The following is a 12,167-nucleotide window of genomic DNA, read 5'->3' as shown; positions in this document are numbered from 1 at the left end:
GTGTCCGTGGCACGCCGCGTGGGCGTGCTGCGTACCGCCATGCTACTTGCGGGTAACCAAGCTGCCCACCCCCCACGGCGGGAGCGGCGAACGTCACACGAAGAAGCCCCCGGCCGAGGACGGCCGGGGGCTCGCGTTCGCGGGGGGCGCGGCGGCCCCGGTCAGGTCGCGGCGGTGACCGCCAGCGCCTTGGTCAGCAGCGGCGAAACCTGCTCCACCTGCCACTGGCGTGCGCCGTACGACGCCAGCGAAGCCGCCACCGCCTCGCGCGTCGCGTCCTTCGGCGGCTCCCAGCAGACCCGGCGCACCGTGTCCGGCGTGATCAGGTTCTCCTGGGGCATGTTCAGCTCCTCCGCGAGGGCGGAGACCGCCGCGCGGGCGGCCGACAGGCGGGCCGCCGCGGCCGGGTCCTTGTCCGCCCAGGAACGCGGCGGGGGAGGACCGGTCACGGCCGCTCCGGGCTGCGGAAGCTCCGAGTCCGGCAGCGCCTTGGCCCGGTCGATCGTCTGCTGCCACTGCTCCAGCTGCCGGCGCCCCATGCGGTGGCCGAACCCGGGCAGTACGGACAGCGCCTGTACGTTCAGCGGCACGGCCAGCGCCGCCTCGACGATCGCCGTGTCGCTCAGTACCTTGCCGGGCGACACGTCACGGCGCTGGGCGATGCGGTCCCGCGCGTTCCACAGCTCCCGCACGATGGCCATCTGCCGGCGGCGGCGCACCTTGTGCATGCCCGACGTACGGCGCCACGGGTCCTTGCGCGGCGGCGCGGGCGGGGCCGACGCGATGGCGTCGAACTCCTGGCGGGCCCACTCCAGCTTCCCCTGCCGGTCGAGCTCCTTCTCCAGCGCGTCCCGCAGGTCGACGAGCAGCTCCACGTCGAGTGCGGCATAGCGCAGCCAGGGCTCGGGCAGCGGGCGGGTGGACCAGTCGACCGCGGAGTGGCCCTTCTCCAGGGCGTATCCGAGTACGGACTCGACCATCGCGCCCAGGCCGACGCGCGGGAAGCCCGCGAGGCGGCCCGCCAGCTCGGTGTCGAAGAGCCGCGTGGGCACCATGCCTATTTCGCGCAGGCACGGGAGATCCTGGGTGGCGGCGTGCAGGATCCACTCGCTGCCGGCGAGGGCTTCGCCCAGGCCGGACAGGTCGGGACAGCCGACCGGATCGACGAGCGCGCTGCCGGCGCCTTCGCGGCGCAGCTGCACGAGATAGGCCCGCTGTCCGTACCGGTATCCGGACGCCCGCTCGGCGTCGACGGCCACCGGGCCGGTGCCACGGGCGAAGGCTGCGATGACCTCGTCGAGGGCTTCCCGGGTCGCGACCACCGGCGGAATGCCCTCACGAGGCTCCAGCAAGGGAATCGGCGCCGTCTCGACGTCATCGTCCAGGGGGGCGCCCCCGGGGTTTCGCAGGTCTGGCTCTGCTGCGGTCTCTTGGGCGTCGGTCACGTGTAAAGGGTATCTGCACGAGCGAACGCCTGACCTGCACTCGGCCTCGAAGGTGCGGGTGACCTGCGAAAACCAGTCGCGGCGCGATGCCGCCCGAATATGCCCTTTCCGGGCGCCGTGACGGCCCGCGACAGCCCCGTACATGGATGGCGCCCGCCGACGGAACGTTCCGTCGGCGGGCGCACGAGGGTTGCGGACCGGTCAGTGGATGATTCCGGTCCGCAGTGCGACCGCCACCATTCCGGCACGGTCACCCGTGCCGAGCTTGCGCGCGATGCGCGCGAGGTGGCTCTTGACCGTCAGGGCGGAGAGGCCCATCGAGACGCCGATCGCCTTGTTCGACTGGCCTTCCGCGACCAGTCTGAGCACCTCGACCTCGCGGCCGGAGAGCTCTCGGTAACCGCCCGGGTGGCTCGGAGCGCCCGGGGGGCGGCGGTGCATTCGTGCGGCCGCGGCGCCGATGGGGGCGGCGCCGGGGCGGGTGGGGTGCCCGATGTTGTTGCGCGTACCGGTGACGACGTAGCCCTTGACGCCGCCCGCGAGGGCGTTGCGTACGGCGCCGATGTCGTCGGCGGCGGAGAGAGCGAGCCCGTTGGGCCAGCCCGCGGCGCGGGTTTCGGACAGCAGGGTCAGCCCGGAACCGTCGGGCAGGTGGACGTCGGCAACGCAGATGTCGCGCGGACTGCCGACGCGGGGGCGTGCCTCCGCGATGGACGACGCCTCGATGACGTCACGTACTCCAAGGGCCCACAGGTGGCGGGTAACGGTGGAGCGGACGCGTGGGTCGGCCACGACGACCATGGCCGTCGGCTTGTTAGGGCGGTAGGCGACCAGGCTTGCGGGCTGCTCGAGGAGAACGGACACCAGGCCTCCTGGGGGAGTGGCGGGACTCGCCGGCTCGGGGTGAAGCCGGGGGGAACCGTGCTGAAGGGTCATCAACCTCTTCGGCAGCAGTGGCGCTCGCCTTTAGGGAAAGATCACGATTTGGTGAGTAACAATTCGGGCAATTCGGACGCGTGATCGATCATGTGAAGAAATTCGCGGCAGCCGGAGGGGCCGGGGACACGAAAGGGGGCGCGCCACACGGGCGCGCCCCCCCGAGCCGTCAGTTACGGCGCCTGCGGTCCCCGCCGCTGCGGCAGCGACACCACACCGGCGCCCGCGCCCGTGTCCGCGCAGCCCGGCCCGTGCCCGGAGACCGGCGGCAGCCCGGCGACCTGCGCCAGCAGATCGCACCAGGCCGCCAGGTGCGACGCCGTGTCCGGCACCCCGCCGTGCCCCTCGCGGGGCGTCCAGGACGCCCTGATCTCGATCTGGGTGGCGGGCCTGCGCTCGGCCAGCCCGCCGAAGTAGTACGAGCCGGCCCGCGTCACGGTGCCGCTCGCCTCCGCGTACGACAGCCCGCGCGCCTCCAGCGCTCCGGTCAGCCAGGACCAGCTCACCTCGGGAAGGAGCGGATCGGCCGCCATCTCCGGCTCCAGTTCCGCCCGTACGAGCGTCACCAGCCGGAACGTTCCGTGCCAGGCCTCGTGCCCGGCGGGGTCGTGCAGCAGCACCAGCCGGCCGTCCGCCAGGTCCTCGTCCCCGTGCACGACCGCCGCCTCCAGCGCGTACGCGTACGGAGCCAGTCTCTGCGGCGGGCGGGTCGGGTCCACCTCCACCTCGGGGCGCAGGCGCGCCGAGCACAGGGCTTCGACCGCCTGACGGAACGCGGGCGGGGCGGAGTTGTCCTCCGCTCCGCTCCTGTCGTCAGCATCATCCGAAAGTCGTCCCTGCGCCGGAGCCATGCGGGGAAGCGTAGGCGGAACGTGCGCCTCGCGCAGGGAAGGACACCCGCCCCGCGACAACCGCTTCGGCCCGCGTGCGAAGATTTGGGCGTGAGTGCCAATGACCGCCGCCCCGTGGGCAGCCCGCAGAGCCAGACGTACGATTCGGCCTTCCTCAAGGCGTGCAGGCGCGAGCCGGTGCCGCACACGCCGGTCTGGTTCATGCGGCAGGCGGGGCGCTCGCTGCCGGAGTACCTGAAGGTGCGCGAGGGCATCCCGATGCTCGACTCCTGCATGCGGCCCGAGCTGGTCACCGAGATCACGCTCCAGCCCGTACGACGTCACGGCGTCGACGCGGCGATCTTCTTCAGCGACATCGTGGTGCCGCTGAAGGCGATCGGCATCGACCTCGACATCAAGCCCGGCGTCGGTCCGGTGATCGCCGAGCCGATCCGCACCCGCGCCGATCTCGCGCGCCTGCGCGACCTCACGCCGGAGGACGTCACCTACGTCACCGAGGCGATCGGGATGCTCACGCGTGAGCTCGGGTCCACTCCGCTCATCGGATTCGCGGGCGCGCCTTTCACTCTCGCGAGTTACCTCGTGGAGGGCGGCCCCTCGCGCAACCACGAGCACACCAAGGCCCTGATGTACGGCGACCCGCGGCTGTGGGCCGATCTGCTGGACCGGCTCGCGGAGATCACCGGGGCGTTTCTGAAGGTCCAGATCGAGGCCGGCGCGTCCGCCGTGCAGCTCTTCGACTCCTGGGTCGGCGCGATCGCCCCCGCCGACTACACGCGCTCGGTGATGCCCGCCTCCGCGAAGGTCTTCGACGCGGTGGCGTCGTACGGCGTACCGCGCATCCACTTCGGTGTCGGCACGGGCGAGCTGCTCGGGCTGATGGGCGAGGCCGGCGCCGACGTCGTCGGCGTGGACTGGCGGGTGCCGATGGACGAGGCGGCGCGGCGCGTCGGCCCCGGCAAGGCGCTCCAGGGCAACCTCGACCCCGCCGTGCTCTTCTCGACGCCGGACGCGGTCATGGCGAAGACCGACGAGGTGCTGGACGCGGCGGCGGGCCTGGAGGGGCACATCTTCAACCTGGGCCACGGTGTCCTGCCGACGACCGACCCCGACGCGCTGACCCGCCTCACGGAGTACGTGCACACCCGCACGGCACGCTAGCCGCTGGCGCCGCGGCGGGCCGCAAAAGCCCGCCGCGGGCGACCGCCCCCTACGCGCCCCCCTACGCGCCCCCCTTCCGTACCGCCGTCACCGCCTTGCGGGCCGCGACCAGGACGGGGTCCCACACCGGGGAGAACGGCGGGGCGTACCCGAGATCCAGCGCCGTCATCTGCTCCACCGTCATACGGGCGGTGAGCGCGACCGCCGCGATGTCGACCCGCTTCCCCGCCCCCTCGCGCCCGACGATCTGCACGCCGAGCAGCCGCCCCGTCCGCCGCTCGGCCGTCATCTTCACGGTCATCGGCGACGCCCCGGGGTAGTACCCCGCGCGGCTGGTCGACTCGATCGTCGCCGTCACGAACCGCAGGCCCTCCGCCCGCGCGTCCTTCTCCCTCAGACCCGTGCGCGCGATCTCCAGATCGCACACCTTGCTGACCGCCGTACCGACGACACCGGGGAACGTCGCGTAACCGCCGCCCACGTTCGACCCGATCACCTGGCCGTGCTTGTTCGCGTGCGTGCCGAGCGCGATGTGGCGGCGGCGGCCCGAGACGAGGTCGAGCACCTCCACACAGTCGCCCCCCGCCCAGATGTTCTCGTGGCCGGCCACGCGCATCGACAGGTCCGTGACCAGTCCCCCGGACGACCCGACCGGCAGCCCCGCCTCCCGCGCGAGTGCCGTCTCCGGCTCGACGCCGATGCCCAGCACGACCACGTCCGCCGGATACGTCTCCCCGTCCGTGGCGACCGCCCGGACGCGGCCGTCGTCACCGGTGAGGATCTTGGTGACCTCGGCGCCGGAGACGGTGGTGATGCCCATGCCGTTCATCGCGTCGTGGACGAGCCGCCCCATGTCGGGGTCCAGCGTGGACATCGGCTGCTCGCCCCGGTTCAGCACGGTCACCTCGTAGCCGCGGCCGACCAGCGCCTCCGCCATCTCCACACCGATGTAGCCCGCCCCGACGACGACTGCGTGCCGCCCCTTCGTCCGCTCCAGCGTGTCGATCAGGGCCTGGCCGTCGTCCAGGGTCTGCACGCCGTGCACGCCCGGCGCGTCGATGCCGGGCAGCGCCGGTCGCACGGGACGTGCGCCGGTCGCCACGACCAGCTTGTCGAAGCCGGTCCACGACTCGGCGCCCGATTCCAGGTCCCGGGACCGGACCCGGCCGCCCGCCACGTCGATCGCGGTCACCTCGGTGCGGACGCGCAGGCTGATGTTGCGTGCGCGGTGCTCCTCGGGCGTACGCGCGATCAGGTCGTCCCGGTCCTGAACCGCTCCGCCGACCCAGTACGGGATGCCGCAGGCCGAGTACGACGTGAAGTGGCCGCGCTCGAAGGCGACGATCTCCAGCTCGTCCGGCCCCTTGAGCCTGCGGGCCTGCGACGCGGCGGACATGCCCGCCGCGTCGCCGCCGATGACCACCAGTCGTTCCGCCGCTGCCATGCGAGTCCCCTCGGTAGATCCGTACTCCCGCAGGGACACGCTAAGGGCTACTCCCGCGGACGAGGCTTCTCCGCGGGCTCCCCGGCCCCGGTCGCCGGCCCGGCCGACGGGAACGGGGCGGCCATGGCGCCCATGCCGGTAGCGGGCGCGGGTGCGGGCGCGGCCGTACGCCGCTGCGGCAGGCGGCCGCGCAGCAGCCGCCACAGGACGTACAGCAGGGCCAGCGCGGCGGCGAACGGGGCCACCGCGCCGAGCACCATCGCCACCCACTTCAGCGTCGTGACGAACGCGTCCCAGCCGCCCGCGAGCGCGTCCAGGAAGCCGGGGTCCTCGTCCTCGGCCCGCTGCGCCGCCTCGGGCTCGGAGAGTTCGAGGGTGATGGTCGCCAGGCTCGTACGGTCCTTCAGCGACGCCTGCTGGGCGAGCAGCGCCTCCAGCTCCGTCTGACGCGTGTTCAGCTCGCCCTCCAGCATGACCACATCGCTGATCTTCGTGGCCCGGTCCATCATGTCCCGCACCCGCGCGACACTGGTGCGCTGCGACTTGACGCGGCTCTCGACGTCCACGACCTGCTCGGTGACGTCCTTGGCGTTCGCCTTGCGGCTGAGCAGCTTCCCGGTGCCGGAGAGTTCCTTCAGTACGCCGTCGTACTCCTCCTGCGGGACGCGCAGCACGATGCGGGCGTAGACGTGGCTGTCGTCGATCCGCTCGGTGGTCTCGTTGCCGACGATGCCGCCGGCGTTCTCGGCCGCCGTATGGGCCGTGGCGAGCGCCTTCGTCGCGCTCTCGACCTCGACGGAGAGCGTCGCGGTACGGATGACGTGGCTCTTGGCGAGCGGCGGCTTCTTCGCCCCGGCCGGACCGGCCGGCCGCTGCGCCCCGGCCCCGGAAGCGGTGTCCGAACCGGTGCCCGGCGCCCGCTGTTCCTGGCCGCCGCCCTTGGAATCGGCCGCGACCCCCTTGTGGCTGTCACCGGCCCCGCTGTCGTCACCGGCCCCGCAGCCGCCGACCGCGAGTGAGGCGGTGAGCAGAGCGGCCGCCAGGACCTTGGTGGACCGGTGCCCTGACGTACGTGATGCACGCATGTCGGTTCCCCCCGAACGTCGTGGTGAGTGTTGCCGGTTCGACGTACGAGGCGGGGGAGGGGGTTGCCGGATTCCGGTCCCGAAGCGGTCACGGTCAGGACTCGATCAGGGTTTGAGAGAGTGGACCCATGAACGTGGAATCTCGTACGGGCCGTGTCGTCGTCATCGGCGGCGGCATCTCCGGTCTCGCCGCCGCCCACCGGCTGGTCGGCGCCGGTGCGCTCGTCACGCTGCTGGAGGCGACGGACCAGCTCGGCGGCAAGCTCCTCGCCGGCGAGATCGCGGGCGTGCCCGTCGACCTGGGCGCCGAGTCGATGCTGGCCCGGCGGCCCGAGGCGGTCGCCCTGGCGCGCGCGGTGGGGCTCGGGGACCGCCTCCAGCCGCCCGCCACCGCCACCGCCTCGCTGTGGAACCGGGGCGCGCTGACCCCGATGCCCAAGGGGCACGTGATGGGCGTGCCCGGCGACCCGGAGGTGCTCGGCGGCATCCTCTCCGCCGAGGGCCTCGCACGGATGCGGCGCGAGCGCGAACTCCCGCGCACCGAGGTGGGCGACGACGTCGCGCTCGGCGAGTACGTCGCGGCCCGCCTCGGCCGGGAGGTCGTCGACCGGCTGGTGGAACCGCTGCTCGGCGGTGTGTACGCCGGTGATGTGTACCGGACGTCCATGCGCGCCGCCGTACCGCAGCTCTTCGAGGCGGCACGTACGCACGACTCGCTCCTCGACGGTGTGCGGGAGATCCAGCGCGGGGCCGCCGCGAAGCAGCCGGCCGGGCCCGTCTTCATGGGCATCGAGGGCGGCATCGGCACGCTCCCCGACGCCGTCGCGGACGCTGTGCGCGCCGGGGGCGGCGAGGTCCTGCTCCGCACCCCGGTGATCGGGCTGACGCGCGGCGCGGCAGGCTGGCAGGTGCGTACCGACGAGCGGGTGATCGAGGCGGACTCCGTCGTCCTCGCGGCCCCCGCCTGGGCGGCCTCCGCGCTCCTGTCCGCCGAGTCACCGGCCGCGGCCGCCGAGCTGTCCGCCGTCGAGTACGCGTCGATGGCGCTGGTGACCATGGCGTTCCGCCGCCGGGACGTGGCGGCGCTGCCGGAGGGATCGGGGTTCCTGGTGCCGCCGGTGGACGGGCGCACGATCAAGGCGTCGACGTTCTCCACCCGTAAATGGGGATGGGTGGACGCCGCCGCCCCCGACCTGTTCCTCCTGCGCACCTCCATCGGGCGCTACGGCGAGGAGGACCACCTGCACCGCGAGGACGACGAGCTGGTCGAGGTGTCCCTGCGGGACCTGGGCGCGGCCACCGGCCTCGCCGCCCGCCCCGTCGCCACCGAGGTCACCCGCTGGATCGGCGGCCTGCCGCAGTACCCCGTCGGCCACCCCGCCCGGGTCGCGCGGGTCCGTGACGAGGTCGCCAAGCTGCCCGGCCTGCGGGTCTGCGGAGCGGCGTACGACGGTGTCGGCATCCCCGCCTGCGTCGCGAGCGGACAGCGCGCCGCCGACGAGATCATGCTCACCCCGGACCCGGCGCGAGGCACGGATCACGAGGCGGGAGAATAGGGACATGACTGATGCTCCGGAGACTGTGACATCCCCCCGAGGCCCCAACGCCGGCAAGAAGGCGAAGGACCTCAACGACGTCATCCGCTACACCCTGTGGTCCGTCTTCAAGCTGCGGGACGTGCTGCCGGAGGACCGCGCCGGGTACGCCGACGAGGTCCAGGAGCTGTTCGACCAGCTCGCCGCCAAGGACGTCACCGTGCGCGGCACCTACGACGTGTCGGGGCTGCGCGCCGACGCGGACGTCATGATCTGGTGGCACGCAGAGACCGCGGACCAGCTCCAGGAGGCGTACAACCTCTTCCGCCGCACCAAGCTGGGCCGCGCGCTGGAGCCGGTCTGGTCGAACATGGCGCTGCACCGTCCCGCCGAGTTCAACAAGTCGCACATCCCGGCCTTCCTGGCCGACGAGACGCCGCGCAACTACGTCTCCGTCTACCCCTTCGTGCGCTCGTACGACTGGTACCTGCTGCCCGACGAGGACCGTCGCCGCATGCTCGCCGACCACGGCAAGATGGCGCGCGGCTACCCGGACGTGCGCGCCAACACGGTCGCCTCGTTCTCGCTCGGCGACTACGAGTGGCTGCTCGCGTTCGAGGCCGACGAGCTCTACCGCATCGTCGACCTCATGCGTCACCTGCGCGCCTCCGAGGCCCGCATGCACGTGCGTGAAGAGGTGCCGTTCTACACCGGCCGCCGCAAGTCGGTCGCGGACCTGGTCGCCGGCCTGGCCTGACGCCTTCGGCCGGTGCCCCGGGGGTTGTCCCCGGACAGGCACCGGCCGTCCGCAGGGCCGTTCACAGACCTGGTGGCGGGCTCGCCCGAGCGGCGGCCCCCCACCCCCTACCCGGAAGATCAGACAGTGGGCGCCGGCTCCTTGGCCACGGCCCGCTTGTCCAGCGACACCGGGTTCGGCTCCCGGTGCGGCGCGCAGTCCGCGCGCCGCACCGGTGTCCGACCGGTCAGGAGATACGTCTCCAGATGGCCGTTGACGCACTTGTTCGCCCCGCCGCCGATCCCGTGCGTGCCGGCGTCCCGCTCGGTGACCAGCACGGAACCGGCCAGCCGCCGCTGAAGTTCCAGCGCCCCCGGGTACGGCGTCGCCGCGTCCCGCTCGGCGGCCAGGATCAGCGTCGGGGGCAGCTCACCCGGCCGCGTACCGACGTCCAGAGGCTCCTGGCGCGGAACGCTCCAGTACGCGCACGGCAGGTTCATCCACGCGTTGTCCCACGTCTCGAAGGGCGCGCGCGCCGCGAGCAGGCTGTTGTCCCGGTCCCACACCCACCACTCGGTCGGCCACGGCGCGTCGTTGCACTCGACAGCGGTGTAGACGGCCTTGCTGTTCTCGTCGTCGCGCGCCGACTCGGCCCTCGGCGACGCCTGCTCGATCAGGGGCTTCGGGTTGCCCTTCAGGTACTCCGACAGCGCCGTGGCGCGCATCGCCCAGTAGTCGTCGTAGTAACCGGCGCTCAGCAGCGCCGACTGGAGCTGGGCGGTGCCCACCCTGCCGCCCGCCGGCTTGCGCGAGAGCCCGGCGCGCACCTTCTCGTACGCGGCGAGGACCGCTTCGGGCGTGGTGCCCAGGTGGTACGTCCTGTCGTGCTTGGCGACCCAGGTACGGAAGTCCAGCCAGCGCCTCTCGAAGGCGAGCGACTGGTCGAGGTTGTTGCGGTACCAGATCTGCCCCGGGGCGGGATTGACCGCCGAGTCGAAGACCATGCGGCGCACGTGGGACGGGAAGAGCGTCGCGTACAGCGCGCCGAAGTAGGTGCCGTACGACGCGCCCATGAAGGTCAGCTTCTTCTCGCCGAGCGCCGCGCGCAGCACGTCGAGGTCACGGGCGTTGTTGAGCGAGGTGTAGTGGCGCAGCGCGTCGCCCGCCGTGCGGGCACAGCCGTCGGCGTACGCCCTGGCCCGCGCCTTGCGTTCCTTCTTGTACGCGTGGGAGGGGTACGTCGGGGCCTCGCTGGGCGCCTGGGCGAGCTCCGAGGGCTTCTGGCAGGACAGCGGGGCCGAGCGGCCGACGCCGCGCGGGGCGTAGCCGACGAGGTCGTACGCCGCTGCCAGCCGTTTCCACTCGGGCAGCACGCCCGCCATCGGGAAGAACATGCTGGAGGCGCCGGGGCCGCCCGGGTTGTAGACGAGCGCGCCCTGGCGGGCCGCCGGCTTCCCGGTCGCCCGGGCGCGGCTGACGGTCAGTGAGATCTGACGGCCGCCGGGTTCGGCGTAGTCGAGGGGGACCTTGACGCTGCCGCACCTGACGTGTCCGGGCAGCCCCTCGGACTTGGGGCAGGCGCCGAACGTGATACCGGCGGCGGCCGCGCGGTGGGCGGCCGCCGCCGTGCCGCGGATCTCCGGGGAGGCGGTGGATTCGGCGCTGCCGGCGGGGGCGGCGACGAGGGCGGTCAGGACCAGGGAGCCGACGGACGCCAGGGTCCCGTACATCGCCAGTGCTCTCATCGCGTTCCCTTCGTACAGGTTCAGGACAAAGGGGATACTTGGCTGGGCAGTTGGCGATGTAAAGCACCGGTGGGCGGTGTCGGTGTCTATGACCCCGACGAGTCGCGCGGGCGGCACGCGGGTACGGACCTTCGACCGTGCGTACGCCGCGAGCCGGGCCCCCGCCGGCGGACCGGCCGGTGGGGGCGCGGGGTCGGTCAGGAGCTGCTGCCGCAGCTGGAGCCCGAGCTGGAGCTGGAGCCCGAGCTGCAACTGGAGCTGGAGCCCGAGCTGCAACTGGAACCGGAGCTCGACCCGCAGCCGGACCCGCCGCTGCCGCAGCCCGACCCGCCGCCGGAACAGCCGGAGCCGCCCGATCCGGAGCCCGAGTCGCTGCCGCAGCCCGAATGGCCGGGGGCCGATCCGGCGCACCAGACCATGGCGGCGGCCGCGTACGAGCCGGTGCTGTCCGGCGCGGGGACACGGGTTGCGGTCCGGGAGACGCGGGGTGTCAGCCGCGCCGCCGTGCGCAACTGGTCCTGGAGCACGGGGTCGGGCAGCGCCCGCAGCCCGTGCACCGCCACGAGACGGCCGGGGCGGCCGTCGTCGGGGTGCGCGAGGGCGAACCTCCCGGCCGCCGCCCGGCCTGCCGGGGTGACCCGGGCACCGGCCCGGCCCGCGTTGACGGAGCCGCAGATGATTCCGGCGATCAGGGCGGGCAGCACCAGGACGGGGAACAGGACGGTGAAGTGGCCGGTGGCGGCCGACACGACCGACGCCACGAGGGTGGCGGGCAGCCCGGCGAAGCAGGCCACCAGCAAGGCGATGCTGCCGTTGCGCCGGCCGCGCCCGGCTCCCGGCGGGACCATGAGGCCGCGGAACGCCAGGCCGTCACCGATCTCCTGCACCGGGGCGCTGAGCATCACGGCGTGCCGCAGGGTGTGCAGTGCGCCGTTGGGCGCGGCGGCGAGTTCGGCGAGCACGGCCCGCTCCACCGGGTCGTGTGCGACGGTGCTCCGCGCCGAGACGATGCCGGGGCCGCCGATCGCGAGGCGGCCGTCGGCGTACATCGTGGTGAGGGCGGTGTCCACGACGCGGGCGGGGCCGCCGTTGAGGAACGCGACCTCCATGAGGTCGTGGGCCGGGGCGGGGCCGCCGCCCCGGCCGTCGTGGAGCGCGGAGACGCTTCGGGTCAGTACGACGCAGGCCGCGACCACGGCGGACACGATCAGCAGGGTGAGGACGGTCAT

Annotated in this window: 10 protein-coding genes; 3 read left to right on the top strand and 7 right to left on the bottom strand. The window is 73.1% G+C overall.

What is annotated here, in order from left to right; genetic code table 11:
- Positions 1 to 161: 161 nt before the first annotated feature.
- The 3 genes from AS594_RS08455 to AS594_RS08445 form a co-directional block, all read right to left on the bottom strand.
- A complete protein-coding gene (locus tag AS594_RS08455) occupies positions 162 to 1,445 on the bottom strand; it encodes a ribonuclease D (RefSeq protein WP_069935056.1) in 1,284 nt (427 codons plus the stop codon).
- Positions 1,446 to 1,646: 201 nt separating this feature from the next.
- Positions 1,647 to 2,309 carry a helix-turn-helix transcriptional regulator gene (locus AS594_RS08450; RefSeq protein WP_028813689.1) on the bottom strand — a complete coding sequence of 221 codons (663 nt, stop codon included), beginning with the start codon at positions 2,307 to 2,309 and terminating at the stop codon, positions 1,647 to 1,649.
- 245 nt (positions 2,310 to 2,554) lie between these two features.
- Positions 2,555 to 3,232, bottom strand: a complete 678-nt coding sequence (locus tag AS594_RS08445; RefSeq protein ID WP_069926389.1) for a DUF3000 domain-containing protein — start codon at positions 3,230 to 3,232, stop codon at positions 2,555 to 2,557.
- A gap of 90 nt (positions 3,233 to 3,322) precedes the next feature.
- On the opposite strand from AS594_RS08445, the gene hemE reads away from it, so the two are divergent.
- Positions 3,323 to 4,393 carry a uroporphyrinogen decarboxylase gene (hemE, locus tag AS594_RS08440; RefSeq protein ID WP_069926388.1) on the top strand — a complete coding sequence of 357 codons (1,071 nt, stop codon included), beginning with the start codon at positions 3,323 to 3,325 and terminating at the stop codon, positions 4,391 to 4,393.
- 61 nt (positions 4,394 to 4,454) lie between these two features.
- Here hemE and AS594_RS08435 read toward each other — a convergent pair whose 3' ends face one another.
- Together AS594_RS08435 and AS594_RS08430 are read right to left on the bottom strand one after the other, a co-directional pair.
- A complete protein-coding gene (locus AS594_RS08435; RefSeq protein WP_069926387.1) occupies positions 4,455 to 5,837 on the bottom strand; it encodes an FAD-dependent oxidoreductase in 1,383 nt (460 codons plus the stop codon).
- A 47-nt stretch (positions 5,838 to 5,884) separates the two neighbouring features.
- Positions 5,885 to 6,922, bottom strand: a complete 1,038-nt coding sequence (locus tag AS594_RS08430; RefSeq protein WP_069926386.1) for a DUF4349 domain-containing protein — start codon at positions 6,920 to 6,922, stop codon at positions 5,885 to 5,887.
- Positions 6,923 to 7,050: 128 nt separating this feature from the next.
- Here AS594_RS08430 and hemG point away from each other — a divergent pair, with 128 nt between their 5' ends.
- Together hemG and hemQ are read left to right on the top strand one after the other, a co-directional pair.
- Positions 7,051 to 8,478 carry a protoporphyrinogen oxidase gene (gene hemG, locus AS594_RS08425; protein ID WP_069926385.1) on the top strand — a complete coding sequence of 476 codons (1,428 nt, stop codon included), beginning with the start codon at positions 7,051 to 7,053 and terminating at the stop codon, positions 8,476 to 8,478.
- 4 nt (positions 8,479 to 8,482) lie between these two features.
- Positions 8,483 to 9,214, top strand: coding sequence for a hydrogen peroxide-dependent heme synthase (gene hemQ, locus AS594_RS08420; RefSeq protein WP_069926384.1), 732 nt, complete (start codon positions 8,483 to 8,485; stop codon positions 9,212 to 9,214).
- 119 nt (positions 9,215 to 9,333) lie between these two features.
- On the opposite strand, the gene AS594_RS08415 is transcribed toward hemQ, so the two are convergent.
- Together AS594_RS08415 and AS594_RS08410 are read right to left on the bottom strand one after the other, a co-directional pair.
- Entirely contained in the window at positions 9,334 to 10,938 is a 1,605-nt protein-coding gene (locus tag AS594_RS08415) for an alpha/beta hydrolase (RefSeq protein ID WP_069926383.1), read from the bottom strand.
- Positions 10,939 to 11,135: 197 nt separating this feature from the next.
- Positions 11,136 to 12,167 carry a TIGR04222 domain-containing membrane protein gene (locus AS594_RS08410; RefSeq protein WP_069930360.1) on the bottom strand — a complete coding sequence of 344 codons (1,032 nt, stop codon included), beginning with the start codon at positions 12,165 to 12,167 and terminating at the stop codon, positions 11,136 to 11,138.

It is taken from the genome of Streptomyces agglomeratus (assembly GCF_001746415.1).
Taxonomy (GTDB): Bacteria; Actinomycetota; Actinomycetes; order Streptomycetales; family Streptomycetaceae; genus Streptomyces; species Streptomyces agglomeratus.
The sequence above is the reverse complement of the archived record's forward strand: the minus strand, read 5'-3'. Positions and strand labels throughout refer to the sequence as shown.

Coding starts and splice junctions, on each gene's coding strand:
- AS594_RS08435 (WP_069926387.1), bottom strand. CDS start 5,837: ATGGCAGCGGCGGAACGACTGGTGGTCATCGGCGGCGACGCGGCGGGC.
- AS594_RS08430 (WP_069926386.1), bottom strand. CDS start 6,922: ATGCGTGCATCACGTACGTCAGGGCACCGGTCCACCAAGGTCCTGGCG.
- AS594_RS08415 (WP_069926383.1), bottom strand. CDS start 10,938: ATGAGAGCACTGGCGATGTACGGGACCCTGGCGTCCGTCGGCTCCCTG.
- hemG (WP_069926385.1), top strand. CDS start 7,051: ATGAACGTGGAATCTCGTACGGGCCGTGTCGTCGTCATCGGCGGCGGC.
- AS594_RS08410 (WP_069930360.1), bottom strand. CDS start 12,167: ATGACCGTCCTCACCCTGCTGATCGTGTCCGCCGTGGTCGCGGCCTGC.
- AS594_RS08445 (WP_069926389.1), bottom strand. CDS start 3,232: ATGGCTCCGGCGCAGGGACGACTTTCGGATGATGCTGACGACAGGAGC.
- hemQ (WP_069926384.1), top strand. CDS start 8,483: ATGACTGATGCTCCGGAGACTGTGACATCCCCCCGAGGCCCCAACGCC.